The sequence below is a fragment of the Pantoea sp. C1E2 genome, from assembly GCF_056491465.1.
In genome coordinates this window covers 1,083,371-1,100,094 of record NZ_JBSZHT010000002.1, presented here as the reverse complement: position 1 = coordinate 1,100,094, position 16,724 = coordinate 1,083,371, and the positions used below count along the sequence as shown (strand labels likewise).

At 56.7% G+C, this 16,724-nt stretch carries 13 protein-coding genes; 6 read left to right on the top strand and 7 right to left on the bottom strand.

Features of this window, described 5'->3' with window-relative positions:
- Nucleotides 1-16 precede the first annotated feature (16 nt).
- Complete coding sequence (locus ACXI0A_RS05215) at nt 17-268, top strand: hypothetical protein (protein WP_224932541.1); 252 nt, start codon at nt 17-19, stop codon at nt 266-268.
- Nucleotides 269-303: 35 nt separating this feature from the next.
- Here ACXI0A_RS05215 and erpA read toward each other — a convergent pair whose 3' ends face one another.
- A complete protein-coding gene (gene erpA / locus ACXI0A_RS05210) occupies nt 304-651 on the bottom strand; it encodes an iron-sulfur cluster insertion protein ErpA (RefSeq protein ID WP_034829523.1) in 348 nt (115 codons plus the stop codon).
- 222 nt (nt 652-873) lie between these two features.
- Here erpA and hemL point away from each other — a divergent pair, with 222 nt between their 5' ends.
- Nucleotides 874-2,154 (top strand): glutamate-1-semialdehyde 2,1-aminomutase, encoded by a 1,281-nt coding sequence (gene hemL, locus ACXI0A_RS05205; RefSeq protein WP_476150027.1) that lies wholly within the window; start codon nt 874-876, stop codon nt 2,152-2,154.
- Nucleotides 2,155-2,392: 238 nt separating this feature from the next.
- On the opposite strand, the gene fhuB is transcribed toward hemL, so the two are convergent.
- From fhuB to hrpB, 6 genes are all read right to left on the bottom strand, one after another.
- Entirely contained in the window at nt 2,393-4,369 is a 1,977-nt protein-coding gene (gene fhuB, locus ACXI0A_RS05200; protein WP_476150029.1) for a Fe(3+)-hydroxamate ABC transporter permease FhuB, read from the bottom strand.
- Entirely contained in the window at nt 4,369-5,247 is an 879-nt protein-coding gene (gene fhuD, locus ACXI0A_RS05195; RefSeq protein ID WP_476150031.1) for a Fe(3+)-hydroxamate ABC transporter substrate-binding protein FhuD, read from the bottom strand. Before fhuD ends, fhuB begins: the two co-directional genes overlap by 1 nt.
- Before the next feature lie 9 nt (nt 5,248-5,256).
- Nucleotides 5,257-6,051: a Fe3+-hydroxamate ABC transporter ATP-binding protein FhuC gene (fhuC, locus tag ACXI0A_RS05190; protein ID WP_224932537.1), complete on the bottom strand. Its 795-nt coding sequence runs from the start codon at nt 6,049-6,051 to the stop codon at nt 5,257-5,259.
- A 94-nt stretch (nt 6,052-6,145) separates the two neighbouring features.
- Complete coding sequence (gene fhuA, locus ACXI0A_RS05185) at nt 6,146-8,356, bottom strand: ferrichrome porin FhuA (protein WP_476150033.1); 2,211 nt, start codon at nt 8,354-8,356, stop codon at nt 6,146-6,148.
- A 212-nt stretch (nt 8,357-8,568) separates the two neighbouring features.
- Nucleotides 8,569-11,115 (bottom strand): bifunctional glycosyl transferase/transpeptidase, encoded by a 2,547-nt coding sequence (mrcB, locus tag ACXI0A_RS05180; protein WP_224932535.1) that lies wholly within the window; start codon nt 11,113-11,115, stop codon nt 8,569-8,571.
- Between the two features lie 98 nt (nt 11,116-11,213).
- Nucleotides 11,214-13,685: an ATP-dependent helicase HrpB gene (gene hrpB / locus ACXI0A_RS05175; RefSeq protein WP_476150034.1), complete on the bottom strand. Its 2,472-nt coding sequence runs from the start codon at nt 13,683-13,685 to the stop codon at nt 11,214-11,216.
- A gap of 25 nt (nt 13,686-13,710) precedes the next feature.
- Here hrpB and thpR point away from each other — a divergent pair, with 25 nt between their 5' ends.
- The 4 genes from thpR to gluQRS all read left to right on the top strand — a co-directional run bounded on the left by thpR (nt 13,711) and on the right by gluQRS (nt 16,687).
- On the top strand, nt 13,711-14,250 hold the full coding sequence (gene thpR / locus ACXI0A_RS05170; protein ID WP_476151154.1) for an RNA 2',3'-cyclic phosphodiesterase: 540 nt from the start codon (nt 13,711-13,713) through the stop codon (nt 14,248-14,250).
- On the top strand, nt 14,251-14,967 hold the full coding sequence (gene sfsA / locus ACXI0A_RS05165; protein ID WP_476150036.1) for a DNA/RNA nuclease SfsA: 717 nt from the start codon (nt 14,251-14,253) through the stop codon (nt 14,965-14,967).
- A 258-nt stretch (nt 14,968-15,225) separates the two neighbouring features.
- On the top strand, nt 15,226-15,681 hold the full coding sequence (dksA, locus tag ACXI0A_RS05160; protein WP_034829547.1) for an RNA polymerase-binding protein DksA: 456 nt from the start codon (nt 15,226-15,228) through the stop codon (nt 15,679-15,681).
- Nucleotides 15,682-15,751: 70 nt separating this feature from the next.
- Entirely contained in the window at nt 15,752-16,687 is a 936-nt protein-coding gene (gluQRS, locus tag ACXI0A_RS05155; protein ID WP_476150038.1) for a tRNA glutamyl-Q(34) synthetase GluQRS, read from the top strand.
- Nucleotides 16,688-16,724: the final 37 nt, after the last annotated feature.

The window sequence follows — 16,724 nt, the reverse complement described above, 5'->3', positions numbered from 1 at the left end:
TCACCAGGAATTATTCATGACCAGAGCACTGCTCCTGGCCATAGGGCTCGCGATGGCTGCGCCAATTGGCGCGGCGACTTCCACCGGCTCTATTGCCGTCACGCTGACAATATTTTCCCGCTGCGATATCTCACGCCAAAGCGAACAAACACTGCCATCGATTGATTGTGGACGTCACTTCAGCGCACAGCCGCGCGTGACTGAAAGCGTATTAAAACGCGATGCGAAGCGTCGGGAAACGTCACGATTAGTGACAGTGGAGTGGTAAAGTTCTGACCGCCAGAGCGGCGGTCAGAAAAGGGATTAGATGCTGAAGGAAGAGCCGCAACCGCAGGTGGTTTTTGCATTGGGATTGGTCACGATAAAGCGTGAACCTTCCAGTCCTTCGGTGTAGTCGACCGAGCCACCGACCAGATACTGCAGGCTCATTGGATCCACCACCAGCGCCACACCTTGTTTCTCGATGGTCATGTCGCCGTCATTCATTTGATCATCAAAAGTAAAACCGTACTGGAAACCACTGCAACCGCCACCGGTGATATACACGCGCAGTTTCAGCTCTGGATTTTCTTCATCCGCGATCAGGTTTTTTACTTTTTTCGCTGCTGCTTCAGTGAATTGCAAAGGCAGCGCTGCTACGTCGTCACTCATGTTTTACTCCGGGTAAACGTCCAGGTCAGAAAACGACCTTAATTCCGCTATTATCTGCCAGCCGCCCAGTGCAATCAAGTACTGCGCTTGACACTGTGTGCCGCCTGCGCTGCGCTAAAGTATAGCTTTAAAAGGCTTTCGCACCCGCTTGCCTTTCTAATCGGGCGACTCTTCCCTTAGAATGGCGCCAGAATTTTTTTCCAGAACAGCAGGAGCCGATCAATGAGTAAGTCAGAAAACCTGTATGCCGAAGCGCAACGCCTGATCCCTGGCGGTGTGAACTCCCCGGTACGTGCCTTTACCGGTGTGGGCGGTGTACCGCTGTTCATCGAACGCGCCGACGGTGCCTATCTGTATGACGCCGATGGCAAAGCCTATGTCGACTATGTCGGTTCATGGGGCCCGATGGTGCTGGGTCATAATAATGCCACCATCCGTAATGCGGTGATCGAAGCGGCATCACGCGGTTTGAGTTTCGGTGCGCCAACCGAAATGGAAGTGAAAATGGCCGAGTTGGTGTGTGAGCTGGTGCCAAGCATGGACATGGTGCGTATGGTGAACTCCGGCACCGAAGCCACCATGAGCGCCATTCGTCTGGCGCGTGGCTTCACCCATCGCGATAAAATCATCAAATTCGAAGGCTGCTATCACGGTCACGCCGATTGCCTGCTGGTGAAAGCCGGTTCCGGCGCGTTAACCCTGGGTCAGCCGAACTCGCCGGGTGTTCCCGCAGATTTCGCTAAACACACCCTGACCTGTACCTATAACGATCTGGCGTCAGTGCGCGAGGCCTTCGAGCAGTATCCACAAGATGTCGCCTGTATCATCGTTGAGCCAGTTGCGGGCAACATGAACTGCATTCCACCTCAGCCGGACTTCCTGCCGGGCCTGCGTGCACTTTGTGATGAATTTGGCGCGCTGCTGATCATTGATGAAGTGATGACCGGCTTCCGCGTGGCGCTGGGCGGTGCTCAGGCCTATTACGATGTCACTCCGGATCTGACCTGCCTCGGCAAAATCATCGGCGGCGGTATGCCAGTGGGCGCATTTGGTGGTCGTCGTGATGTGATGGCTGCGCTGGCACCGACAGGTCCGGTGTATCAGGCGGGCACGCTTTCTGGTAACCCGATTGCCATGGCGGCCGGTTTTGCCTGTCTGACACAGATTGCTCAGCCGGGTACGCACAGCACGCTGACCGACCTCACCACGCAACTGTCTGAAGGATTGCTGGCAGCGGCAAAAGCAGAAAACATTCCGCTGGTGATCAACAACGTTGGCGGCATGTTCGGTATCTTCTTTACCGATGCCGAAACCGTGACTTGCTATGCCGATGTGACGAAATGCGACGTTGAGCGCTTCAAGCGCTTCTTCCACCTGATGCTGGAAGAAGGTATCTACCTCGCACCTTCTGCTTTTGAAGCGGGCTTTATGTCATTGGCGCACAGCCAGGAAGATATTCAGCGCACCGTTGATGCGGCACGCCGCAGTTTCGCGAAGCTGTAAGCCACTAGCGGGCGCCATGAATGGCGCCCCTACATTGATGTGCCCGTCTGTCCCTTCGGCGCTGCTGCCCCGCAGACACCTATTGTCGTAATTTGCGCATTTATCCGCAGCCGCCTTACAGACATCCATTGCTGTAGGTTACACATTTATCCGCAGCCGCCTTACAGATACCCATTGCAGTATGTTGCGCATTTATGCGCAGCTGCTTTACAGACACCCATTGCTGTAGGTTGCGCATTTATGCGCGACGCAACAACCAGATAAAGTACGGTGCGCCAAAGAAGGTCGCCATCAGCCCTGCCGGGATCTGATCCGGGAATGCCAGCATCCTGCCGCACCAGTCAGCAAACACCATCAAGCCACTGCCTAATAATCCCGCCATCAACACCTGCGGTAATGCACGCCGGAACCCCAGCATGCGCACAATGTGTGGCGCCATCAGACCAATAAAACTCAATGGCCCAATGGTTAAAGTGGCCGTGGCGGTTAACGCTGCCGCCAGCAACAGTAAAGCCAAACGCGATCCGGTCAGCGCCATACCTGCTGAGCGTGCCGTGGCGCTGCCCAATGGCAGCAGCGTAAGCCAGCGGCTGGCCAGGGGTGCTAGCGCAATCAGGATGATACCAACCACCGCGCTTTGTACTGCCTGATGCATGTTGATGTTGTACGTCGAACCCGAGATCCAGCTCAGCAGGCCGCCCATACGCGGATCGCCACTCGCCATTAACACCATCAGTAAGGTGACAAAGGCACTGTTAAGCGCCATCCCGGCCAGCAGCATGCGCTCTGGTGAGAAGCCTCCGCGACTGGCCACCAGCATAATCACCAGCAGCGTCAGCGCTGCACCGAGCGCACCGGCTGGCAGCAGCCACGCCACCGCATCGCCCGGCACAAAGAACATCATCACCACGACGCCGCATGCCGCACCAGAACTGATGCCCAATACTTCCGGGCTCGCCATCGGGTTGCCAGTAAGCCGCTGAATCAGCGCACCGGCGACACCGAGCATCATACCGACCACTAATGCCGCCAGCACACGCGGTGCACGCCACGGCAGCAGTTGATGCAGCATCTCGCCGTTGACCCACGTCCAGCTGTGCGCATCACGGCCAAAGGTGATGCCAACCATGCTTAGCAACATCAGAATTACCAGGCCGATTACACACCACAGCACCACCTTCTGGCGCTCTGCCGGGACCTTGTCACCCATGTTCATCGCCGGTGGTACTGAGCCGGTACGCAGACGCGGCAACAGCCACAGCAGAATCGGTACGCCAATCAACGCGGTGGCTGTGCCAGTGGAGACTTCGCGCCAGTGGCTGGTCAGCCACAATACGCACTGATCGGCCAGCCACAGCAGCAACGCACCGATCAGTGGAGCCAGCAGCATACGACTGAGCAAGCGACGGCCACCGAGCATTTTTGCCAGCAGCGGCGCAAACAGCCCGATAAAACCAATAATCCCGGCGACGTTAACCAACTGCGCACTCAGCAGAATCGCCAGGGCTAACGCGCCGATACGTGCAGCAGACAATGCCAGACCGAGATTTTTTGCTACACCGTCATCGAGCCCCATCAGCGTTAAGGGACGCAGCAATGCCAGCGCCACCACAAAGGCCAGCAGCAGACGCGGCCACAGCATTGCAACGTTGTGTCCATCCATCTGATTCAGTGCGCCCGTGCTCCACAGGAACATATTCAGCAACTGATCGTGATTGAAGATGGCAAAGATTTGATTCACTGAACCGGCGTAGAGGCTCAAGACCAGCCCGGCAAGAATCAGTGTCACCGGCGACAGGCGTTTGCCCCAGGCCACGCCAAACACGAGTAGGCCAACCAGCACCGCGCCGCCCATCGCGGCAAACTGTTGCGTCAGTTCTCCGCCTGGCAGATGCCAGAGTGTGGCGACCGTGATACCAAGCTGTGCGCCCGATGACACGCCCAGCGTGGTCGGTTCCGCCAGCGGATTGCGCAGCACCTGCTGAAACAGCAAACCGGCCAAACCGAGGCCCGCACCCACCAGCAGTGCCAGTGCCAGACGCGATAACAGGCTGTGATGGAACACCACTTGCTGAATACTGTTGATATCCGGCGCGAAGATCGCCTGCGACCACTGCGCCGTAGGCAGCGCGTCACGCAGATTGATAAAGGTCAGCGCCAGCGCCAGCAAGAACATGCTGCTCAGCAGCACCACAGGAAAGAGACGATGGCGCATTAGTGCGACTCCAGCGCGTGTTCCAGCACGCGAACAAATTTCAGCGCTGAGTAGGTCGCGCCGTAATACCAGACGGCAGGCACACGCTTAAAGCGACCTGCGCGGATGAAGGGCAAAGCCTGCCACAGCGCGGTGTTCATCACCTGCTGCATATCACGGTCGTTATCGTGATCGAAGCAAATCACCTGCACATCGCCAACATCGGCTAACCGCTCAAGCCCCACCACCGCACTGCCCCAGAAGTTAGTTTCACCGTGCCAGGCGTTGGTGAGACCGAGAATCTCCATCACTTCCAGGAACAGGCTGTTGGTGCCAAAGGTGATCGCGTGACGGCTGTCCATCAATGACATCAGTAACACCGGACGATCGGCCCAGGGTTTGAGGCGCTCACGCGCTGCCGCTAACTGCTGATCGAGGAATTGCAGATGCTGTATCGCTTGCGCTTCACGCCCCAGCCGAGCCCCGAGCGCTTGCAGCGATTTGCGCGCCGTGCTGAGCGGCTTACCGTCGCCGCTATTCAGATCAAAGCCCATGGTGGGCGCGATACGTGCGAGCTTATCCAGCCCCGGACCGTAGCCGTTAGAGTGCAGAATCAGGGAAGGTTCGAGTTGCGTCATCAACTCCAGATTGGGTTCGGTGCGTAAGCCGAGATCGATGGTGCTGGCAGGCAACAACGGCTCGCCCACCCAGATGTTGTAGTTACGCAGATCGGCCACGCCGAGCGGCGATACTCCGAGCGCCATCAGCAACTCAACAGGCAGCCACTCCAGCGCCAGGATGCGCTGCAGATCGGGCGTTGCCGCACACAATGGCGCAACGTTCATCAGTGGCGTCAGTGCCAGCGCCGTCAATAAGCGACGGCGGGAAATGTCGAACATGGCGAGGCCTCAGTAAACAAAACTGACGGGCGCACCGCCCTGTGGATGAGGCAAGATGCCCATCGGAATACCGTAGATATTGCCCAGCACATCGGCTTGCATGATCACCTCAGGTCCACCTTCCGCGATCATTTCACCACCGCGCAGCGCCACCAGGCGATCGCAATAGCGCGCCGCCATATTGATGTCGTGCAGTACCGCAATCACCGTCAAGCCACGCTCACGGCTGAGGCGCTGAATCAGTGCCAGCACATCAACCTGATGGGCGATATCCAGTGCCGAAGTGGGTTCATCCAGCAGCAGGCAGCGGCTGTTCTGCGCCACCAGCATCGCCAACCACGCGCGCTGGCGCTCTCCGCCTGACAGGCTATCCACCAGACGCCCGGCGAAAGGTTTCAGGCCCACCAGCGTAATCGCTTCCTCTACGCGGTCGCGATCTTCCTGGCCATAGCGCCCGAGCGCTCCGTGCCAGGGATAACGACCAATCGCCACCAGCTCACGCACCGTCATCCCTTCTGCTGCCGGTAACTGCTGCGGCAAGTATGCCACCTGGCGCGCAAAATCTTTGCTGCCCCAGTTCTCAACCGCATCGCTATTCAACAGCACCCGGCCTTCACTTGCCGCATGATGGCGACCGAGCATTTTCAGCAAGGTGGATTTGCCGGAGCCATTATGACCGATCAGCGCCGTAACTTTGCCTGGCGCGAAGGTGAGTGAGAGCGGGTGCAGCAACGTGCGCCCAGGCACACGAAAACTGACATTGTCCAGCGTGAAGGTGGTTTCTTCGTGGTGCGGATGCTGCATGGTTATCCCTGGTTAATCATCACAAAGCCGATCTGATTCTGAAGGGGGCGGCCCTGAGGCCGCCCCTGATCACAACATGGTACGCTCTGACGAATCAGAAGCGGAAGGTGGCGGTGCCAACGATTTGACGTTCAGCGCCCCAGTAACAGGCGTAATCACGGTAGCAGCTGGCAACGTATTCACGATCGAACAGGTTGTTGATGTTCACGCCAACCGTAGAGCCAGGCAGACCGAAACGACCGAGGTCATATTTCAGGGCTGCATCGACGGTGGTGTAACCCGCTACGTCGAAGTTCTGATTAATGTTGTCACCTGTTGAATAGAGACCTTTGCTCTCGCCAACATAACGCACACCCGCTCCCAGCGTCACGCCTGACAACGCAGTCTCATGGAAGGTGTAATCTCCCCACAGCGATGCCATATGCTTCGGCACCTGCACCGGTGTTCTGCCTTTCAGCGTGGTGTCTTCGGTATATTCCGCATCGGTATAGGTGTAAGACGCCGTCATGTTGATGTTGGCGCTCAGCGCCGCTTTGGCTTCCAACTCAACACCGCGTGAACGAATTTCACCGCTCTGAATGCTGGCAAATGGGTGGTTTACGGTATCTGGATCCGCAGTCAGGTTTTTGGTTTTGGTCAATTGATAAACCGCCGCCGTCACCACAATTGGACGATCTTTTGGCACGTATTTCACGCCAGCTTCATATTGCTTGGCACGTGAAGGATCGAAAGCCTGTCCTTCAAACGTTGAACCTGAGTTAGGAATAAAGGCTTCGCTGTAACTGAAATAAGGTGCAATGCCGTTATCGAACACATAGTTAAGACCACCACGCCAGGTAAAGGCTTGATCGTTTTGACGATCCAGTGAACTGGCTACACGGTCATACACCGAGGTCATCGCGTAGTCGTAGCGACCACCTAAGGTCAGCACCCAGCGATTCCACTCCATTTGGTCCTGCGCGTATAGGCCAGTCTGACGCTGTTTATTCAGATGCTGATAAGGAGAGGCAAACGGCGTCACCAAATCGTTGCCGTATTGCGGATTGATCGCACTCAAATTGCTGGCTGAGCCAAACTGCGCATCAACATCATTGCGCATCTGCTGATAATCCACACCCATCAGCAAGGTATGATCTAAAGCACCCGTCGCGAATTTCGCCTGTGCTTGTGTATCAACAGAGAATTCATTCAGCTTCTCATCCGAAACCGCTGAGCCACGGGTGATCTCATTAGTAGCAGCGTTGAAGCCATTGCCGTAAATACTGCGATATCCGGTACGCATATCCGCATAACGCAGATTCTGGCGCACCGTCCAGGTATCGTTAAAGCTATGTTCGAAGTTGTAGCCCACCATCTTGGTGTTGCGCGAGATTTTATTGCTGTCTTCGCCTTCATCAAAGTTGGTTGGCAACTTATAACTGCTGCCATCCGGGCGGGTAATCCCCACCACGGTGCCCTGACGCGGCAACCAACCGTAATAACCGGTTTCCGGTTCATTCTGGAAGTAGGTCAGCAGGTCAAAGCGGGTATTAGCATCAGGACGCCAGCTGAACGAAGGTGCGATGGTGTAGCGCTTCTCTTTGTTCATTTCCTGCTGCGCGTCGGCGCTGCGAGCCTGACCGGTCAGGCGGTAGCTGTACACGCCATCATCGTCCAGCGAACCGCCAAAATCGAAGCCGGTTGAGTACAGGTTATCGGTACCCATCTGGAACTGCACTTCACGCAGGGTTTCCTGAGTAGGACGCTTGCTGACCAGTGATACGACACCACCTGGGTTGCTCTTGCCGTACAGCACGGAAACCGGACCACGCAGCAGTTCCGCACGCTCAAGGAAATACGGATCGATGGCGAATTCAGAGTAGTTATCACCCTGCAGCTTCAGGCCATCAAGATATTGGTTGGTGTTGGTTTCGCTGAAGCCGCGAATTGACAGCGCATCGATCACGCTTGAACTGCCGCGGTTACCCGTCAGCACGCCAGCCGTGTAATTGAATGCACCTTTGACGCTGGTCACTGCGCGCATCGCCATTTCTTCTTGCGTCACAACAGACACAGACTGCGGGTTTTTCTCAATCGGCGTATCGGTTTTGGTGCCGGTAGCACTGTGTTTCGCTGCAATGGTGGGAGCCGGGCCCCATGCGCTTTCCTGCGCGACGGTGTTGCCGCCATTGGCGGTAACCACCACTGTATCTTCCGCCAGCGCCTGCGCGCTCAGCGTACCCAGTGTTAAAGAAATCAATAAAGCGAGCGGACGACGGGAAGTCGCAGCACGGGCAGAACAAGGATTTGAAATTCGCGTATTCATAAAAGGATCTCTCAGAAAGAAAACAATGCAGGTGAATACAAACGAGAATGATTATTAGACGCACGGATTTTAGGCGAAGTTTGGCGAGATCCGCAAGATGTAATGCCTGATGGCGGTGCGTTTGCGACCAGATCGTGCATGTCCATGATCGCGATTAACAAATCACAGGCATGAAAAAGGGCGCCGTAGCGCCCTCTGTTTTCTGCAGCTAACTATTTGCTGCCAAACATATCCTTAATCCAGCCCGCCACGCCGTCAGCATCTTTTTGCTCACCCTGTTGCTGCTGAGGTGATTGCTGCTGCGGTTGCGACTCTTGCTGCTGTTGGATCTGCTGCTGTTGCTGGATCTGTTGCTGCTGTTGTTGGCACAACGCGTTAGGATCCAACGTCCACACCGGCAGCGAACGCCAGGTGCTGCTACCAGAACCACACACGAAGTTACCCGCAGAGTCGACGTTCATCTGCGTGATATCTTCTGGCGGAGTCAGCACCAGCGGCATTGGCGCCTGATTGTCGAGATAACGACGATAAATCTGCATCGCACCGCTCGCCCCATACAGCTTCGACGTCTGGTTGTTGTCACGGCCAACCCAGGTGATCGCCACTTCCTTGCCATCAATACCCGCAAACCAGCTATCGATCAGGTCATTGGTGGTACCGGTTTTACCCGCCAGATGGGCATTCGGATAGCGCGCGCCCAACGCACGGGCGGTGCCATGGTCAGCGACCTGCTGCATGGTGTACAAGGTCATATAAGCCGCCTGCGCCGGCTCAACGCGCTGCGCCTGCGGGAAGCTCTGATACAACACCGTGCCATCTTCGGCAATCACCGAGCGTACCGCTGAGAGATCGGCGCGGTTACCGCCGCTGGCAATCGACTGGAACGCCTGTGCTGCTTCGATCGGCGTCAGGTTAAGCGCACCCAGTAACATCGCTGGCACCGGGTTCAGCTGATCTTTCGGCACGCCCAGCTTCGTCCAGGTATCGACCACCGAAGGCAGACCCAATGTCATCCCCAGGTTTACGGTAGGCACGTTCATGGAGTTGGTTAAGGCATCCACCAGCATCACTTTGCCGCTGAAACGCTTGTCGTCGTTCATCGGTTTCCAGACCGATCCGTTTGGCTGTTTCAGCGCAATCGGTTCATCCGCCAGCCAGGTGTTCAGACGATAGGTATTCGGTTGGCTCAATGCGGTGAGATAGGTCGCCGGTTTAGCCAGTGAGCCAATGGAACGACGCGCCTGCAGCGCACGGTTATAGCCCGCGAACTGCGGATCGGCACCGCCTACCATGGCACGCACTTCACCACTGAAGCGATCCACCACCACCATTGCGGTTTCCAGATCCTTCAAGCCACGCTGTTTTTTCAGCGCCGGGATACCATCTTCAACCGCTTTTTCCGCCGCATCCTGGGAGATAGGATCGAGCGTAGTGAAGATCTTCACGCCAGACAGATCTTTAATCTTGTCGCCCAGTTTGGCCTGCAGTTCGTTACGCACCATCTGCATAAAGGCAGGCTGCGGCGTGATCACGCCCCCTTTCGGCTGCACACCCAACGGACGCGCCGAGAGCATGTCATACAGCTCCTGGTCGATGACGTTTTGCTGCTGCAGTAAACGCAGCACCAGGTTACGACGTTCCAGCGCCAGTTTCGGGTTACGCCATGGGTTATACAGCGACGCGCCTTTCACCATACCGACCAGCATCGCCTGCTGATCGAGACTCAGCTCATCCACCGGACGACCAAAGTAGTACAGACTCGCCAGTGGGAAGCCGCGGATCTGATCGTTGCCTGCCTGGCCGAGGTACACCTCGTTCAGGTAGAGCTCAAGGATGCGATCTTTGCTGTAACGCGCATCCATGATCACTGCCATGTAAGCTTCACGCGCTTTACGCCACAGTGAACGCTCGTTGGTCAGGAACAGGTTTTTCACCAGCTGCTGCGTCAAGGTACTGCCGCCCTGCACCGCTTTACCGGCGGTGATGTTGGCGAGGAAAGCACGACCAATCGAGTACGGGCTGATGCCATCATGCTCGTAGAAGTGGCGGTCTTCGGTGGCGATCAGCGTACTGACCAGCAGATCCGGGAAGCCCGCGCGCGGCACGAACAGACGCTGCTCGCCGTTCGGCGATTGCAGCATGGTGATCAAGCGCGGATCGAGGCGGAAGAAGCCAAAATCACGTCCGGTATCGAGGTTTTTAATCTCGCTCAGTTCGTTGTTGCTGAACGTCAGACGCGCGTTGATCTGCCCTTCTTTGCTGTCCGGGAAATCAAACGGACGACGCAGCAGATCGATAGTGTTGCCTTTAACACTGAACTCACCAGGACGGGTGATGCGCGACACTTCGCGATACTGCGTGCCTTCCAGCAGCGCAATCATCTCTTTTTTGTCGTACGACATTCCCGGCTCAAGGCTCACCATGCGGCCGTAAACGGCAGCAGGCAGCTGCCACACTTTACCGTCGATGCGGCTGCGGATCTCTGAATCGAGATAGATACCCCAGGCCACCATCACTACCACAAAGACCAGGAAGAGCTTAATCAACCAGCCTAACCAGCGACGTTTGCCGCGTGGCGGACGTTTTCCTTTCCCTTTACCTTTTGGTGGCACCGGTGTGCTCTCCTCATCATCTTCGTCAAAATCGTCCTGATCGATATCATCATCAAGCTCCCTGCGGCGACCCCGTCGTGCAGTGCTGCGCGGCGGCTTTGGCGCTTTTCCTTTGCGCCCAATAGGTTCGCGATCGTTCCCAGACATGCTTTTATTCTCCAGGCATAGCTACGGCTGCGGCCGTTACTCTAACTGCTTTCTCGTGCTGCGCATGGCAGAACCCTCTGAATTCGATCCACAGAGTGTCACGATGAAAATTTCTTGGTGCGCCTTGTCGGTAAGGCGTTTGCCGGATCGTCGGGCCAGGGATGTTTGGGATAGCGCCCTTTCATCTCTTTCTGCACTTCAGGATAGGCTCCGCGCCAGAACGCCGCGAGATCACGGGTAATCTGTAACGGACGCTGCGCCGGTGACAGCAACTCCAATACCAGCGGAATACGGCCTTCGGCCACCGCAGGATTTTGCGCTTCACCAAACATCTCCTGAATGCGCACTGCCAGCGCAGGGGGCTTATCTACCGCGTAGCGAATCGGCAGGCGACTTCCGGTCGGGACAGTGTAATGAGTTGGCAGCACAGTATCCAGCCGCTGACGTTGTGACCATGTCAGCAAATGTAATAATGCGCTGACAAGATTGACGGCCTGCAGGCTCCTGAGATCGCGCACGGAGCCCATCTCGGGTAACAGCCAGCGCTCCAGCGAGTCGAGCAGGCTCTCATCGTCCAACGGCGGCCATGCCTCTTCCGGCAGCCATTCGGCGGCACAATGCAAACGCAAACGCAGCTGTTCCGCTTCCTGTGTCCAGCCGAGCACGGAAAGCCCTTTCTCACGGATCCAGCGCAGCATCGCCGGGTGTAAAATATCCGCGTCCGGGCGCGCCTGCGGCTGTGCTTTTAGGACCAGCGCACCCACAAGCTCACGCTTCCAGGCGCGCAATGTGCCCTTCTCTTCATCCCATTCCACATCAATGCGCTGCGTCACCAGCTCAGGGCATTGCTGGCGTAACTCACCGATTTCCACCGGCAACGCTAAGAGCATGCGCGCTTCGGCCGCGCTGGCACCCTGCAATAAGGTCGGCGCAATCAGCCATTCATAACGGCTCAAGCCATCCTGCTCATCCAGCATGGCGCCAATCCCATTGGCCAGCTGATAGCGCGCACTCTCGCCGCGTCGCTGTGCCAGCCGATCGGCAAACCCTGCTGCCAGTAAAGCGGGGAACAGATCGGGATTGACCGTGCCGCCGCTGGCATTGAGTCTCTGCTGCCACTGACGGGCGCGGCGCTGCCAGTGAGGTTGAGGCCGGTTGAGTGCATCACGCAAATCTGCGCTGCCGTTGCGCGGGGGATCTTCCAGAATCGCCACCAGCAAGGCGGCACTGGCGATCGCATCCTTGTCCTGTGCCGCGCACAAGATTGCGGTGAGGCGAGGATCGCTCCCCAGCGCCGCCATTTGGCGCCCACGCGCATTCAGCTTATCGACCTCCATCGCCCCCAAGCGAGTCAGCAGGTCATTGGCCGCGCGCAAGCTGCGCGCGGGCGGCGCATCCAGCCAGCTAAGCTGTGATGCATCCTGGCAACCCCACTGCAATAAATCGATTTGCAGTGAAGAGAGATCGCTGTTGAGGATTTCCGGCTCACTCTGTGCCGCCGCGCGCATCGCTTGTTCCTGCGGCAGCAGATGCAAACAGATACCGGGTTCAAGACGCCCGGCACGCCCCGCACGCTGGGTCATCGACGCCTGGCTAATCCGCTGGGTTTGCAACCGTGTTACGCCGCTGCGCACATCAAACTGCGCTGAACGTTCCAGCGCGCTATCCACCACCAGACGGATGCCTTCAATGGTCAGGCTGGTTTCGGCGATATTGGTCGCCAGCACCACTTTGCGACGACCAGCGGGTGCAGGCAGAATTGCGCGACGCTGCACATCCAGAGACAGCGCACCATATAAAGGAGAGAGATCAACATCATCACCAACGCGGGATTCCAGCTCGCGCTTCACGCGTTCAATCTCCGCGACGCCCGGCAGGAACAGCAGCAGCGAACCCGTTTCGTCGCGCAGCAACTGCGCCACTTCGCGTGCCACCGCTTCGTCAAAACGCTGCTGCGGATTGAGCGAAGCATAACGGCGCGTCACCGGAAAACTACGTCCTTCAGAGACGATAAAAGGCGCATCCGGCAGCAACTGACGCAGCCGCTCGTTATCCAGCGTGGCGGACATCAGCAGAATTTTCAGATCTTCGCGCAGGCCTTGCTGCACATCCAGCAGCAGCGCCAGCGCCAAATCGGCCTGCAGGCTGCGCTCATGAAATTCATCAAGGATCACCAGCGACACGCCTTCAAGCATCGGATCGCGCTGCAACATGCGCGTCAAAATACCTTCCGTCACCACTTCCAGTTTGGTATCTGGACCACAGCAGTTTTCACCACGCATGCGATAACCCACGGTGGCACCAGGCTGTTCCCCCAGCAGCTCCGCCAGACGTTGCGCGACATTACGCGCCGCCAGCCGACGTGGCTCTAGCATAATGATGCGGCCCGATAGCCGGGCTTTTTGCAGCAATTGCAACGGCAGCCAGGTGGATTTACCCGCGCCGGTCGGCGCCGCCAGCAATACCTGCGGCGACTGTGCCAAGGCATCCAGCAATGCAGGCAGCACTTCGCTCACCGGTAATTCGCTCACACTCAACTCCCACTCCGCCTGTGCTAATATGGCGCGCATTGTAGCACTCAACGGCACCGCCATCATGACCACGCAACGTCTGTTTTTTGCCCTCGAACTGCCCGCTCCGCTCCAGCAACAGCTGGTACAGTGGCGTGCAGATCATTTCAGTGAGGATGATGGAAAACCCGTCGAAGCCGCCAACCTGCATCTGACGCTGGCGTTTCTTGGCGAAGTCAGCAATGAGACCTCGCAAAAGCTGCAGCAGCTCGCCTCGCGCATCTCCCAACCAGGCTTTGCCCTCGACCTCGATGACGCCGGACACTGGCCGCGTCCCGGCGTAGTTTGGCTTGGCTGCCAGCGTGCGCCACGCGGTTTGCTGCAGTTAGCGAGTTTGCTGCGTGCTCAGGCAGCACGCCACGGTTGTGCGCAGAGTGCCCAGCCTTTTCATCCGCATATCACTTTGCTGCGCCACGCTACGCAAAAAGTCGCGCTGCCAGCACGAGGATTTCATTGGCGTCATGAGGTCAGTCACTTCGCGCTGTTTTCATCAACCTTTTCCCAGGGCCGTACCCGCTATCGCCGACTGGCCCACTGGCCACTGTTACCCACTTCAGGAGCCTAAATGCTGTTCGATCCTCCGCTGAAACCCGCTCGTCTTATCGTTCGCTATAAGCGCTTTCTTGCCGATGTAGTGACACCGGAAGGCGAGACTCTGACGATTCACTGCGCCAATACCGGCGCGATGACCGGCTGCGCCACGCCAGGCGATACTGTGTGGTACTCCACTTCAGACAGCAACACGCGCAAGTATCCGCATAGCTGGGAATTGACCGAGACGCAACAAGGCCACTGGATCTGCGTGAATACACTAAGAGCCAATCAACTGGTGCGCGAAGCCTTAACCCTTGACGCCATTCCAGAATTGTCCGCTTACACTCACTGCCAACCCGAAGTAAAATACGGCACGGAAAAAAGCCGAATTGACTTCCTGCTGCAAGCGGAGGGCAGATCAAACTGCTATATTGAAGTCAAGTCCGTCACCCTTTTACAGCAGGGTAAAGGCTTTTTTCCGGATGCGGTGACGGCTCGAGGACAGAAGCATCTGCGCGAACTCAGTGCTATCGCGGCAGAGGGTCATCGAGCTGTTTTGTTGTTCGCCGTTCTGCACACGGGGATTGAGGACGTCTCCCCGGCGCGCCATATCGACGCACACTACGCAGAACTACTGGGACAGGCTCAACGCTGTGGAGTGGAGGTGTTGGCGTATCAGGCTCAGATATCACCTGCTCAAATGTTACTCACTCAGCCGGTCGCAGTGACGATTAACGCAGAGTTGTAATATTTATAGCAATTTGCTGTGATAGGAATGTTCTGGGCGGTGCGCTAAATACGCTGTTCCTCACAGGCTTGTCAAGGTGCGAATATGAATAATTGCCAACCTTGACTGCTTCTGCTATTTATAGCGGCCTGTTTTTTCCCTGATGGGAATCGATATACCCCTTAATAATTCGCGTTGCTGGCAGTCGGTGGTCATTTTAGCCAATGCACATGCAACCTGAAGTATGACGGGAAGGGCGTGTTATCCAGGAGAAACAACATGCAAGAAGGGCAAAACCGTAAAACATCGTCCCTGAGTATCCTCGCCATCGCTGGTGTGGAGCCGTATCAGGTGAAACCGGGCGAAGAGTATATGAACGACGCCCAACTGAGCCATTTCCGCAAGATTCTGGAAGCCTGGCGCAACCAACTTCGGGATGAAGTAGACCGCACTGTGTCGCATATGCAGGACGAAGCTGCTAACTTCCCGGATCCGGTAGACCGTGCCGCGCAGGAAGAAGAGTTCAGCCTGGAATTACGTAACCGCGATCGTGAGCGTAAATTGATCAAGAAGATCGAGAAGACGCTGAAGAAAGTGGATGACGACGATTTCGGCTACTGTGATTCCTGTGGTGTAGAAATTGGTATTCGCCGCCTTGAAGCGCGTCCGACTGCCGACCTCTGCATCGACTGCAAAACGCTGGCTGAAATCCGCGAGAAGCAGATGGCAGGCTAATGGCCGTGAGCAGACTGTCACCGCACTGCCGGGAAAACCACTGTTTTCCCGACGTGCGGTGCACCTCAAAATGAACTCTTCAACTTCTCCCTGCGTCGGGCGTTTCGCTCCCTCTCCTTCTGGTGACCTGCATTTTGGTTCACTGATTGCCGCTTTAGGCAGCTACCTGAGCGCGCGTGCGCAACAGGGCCGCTGGCTGGTGCGTATTGAAGATATCGATCCGCCACGAGAAGTCCCTGGCGCGGCCACACGCATCTTAAAGCAGCTGGAGCATTATGGCCTGCAATGGGATGGTGACGTGTTATGGCAATCGCAGCGTCATGAGGCTTACCGGGAAGCGCTGAGCTGGCTGCAACAGCATCGTCAAAGCTACTTTTGCACCTGCACGCGCAGCCGTATTCAGCAGCTCGGGGGGTTTTACGACGGTCACTGTCGGGAATTACATCTCCCCGCAGAGAACGCCGCGCTGCGCCTGCGTCAGCATACGCCGGTTTATGGCTTTGACGATGACCTGCGCGGCCACTTAGCCGCCGAGCGATCGCTGGCGGAAGAAGATTTTATTATCCATCGTCGGGATGGTTTGTTTGCTTATAACCTGGCGGTGGTGGTGGATGACCATTTTCAGGGTGTGACGGAAATCGTACGTGGGGCCGACTTGATCGCGCCCACGGTGCGTCAAATTGCGCTCTACCACCAGTTCGAGTGGCCAGTGCCGGCTTATCTGCATCTGCCGCTGGCAATAAATGATGATGGCAATAAGCTATCAAAACAGAATCATGCGCCCGCCTTACCCGCGGGAGATGTACGGCCATCGTTAGTGCACGCGTTACGTTTGCTGGGGCAACCGGTTTGGGAAGGTTGGCAAGATGCCACAAAGGAGCAACTGCTGGAGAAAGCAGTGGCCCAGTGGAGTATCCAACTGATACCACAACAGAACGCGCGAATAACGGATGAGGCGACATCGCCATTCCTAAATGGTTCGCAACAGGCTATGATTAGCCGCTGATTTATTAACACCCTTTTTATCACTGTCGAGGTGTCCC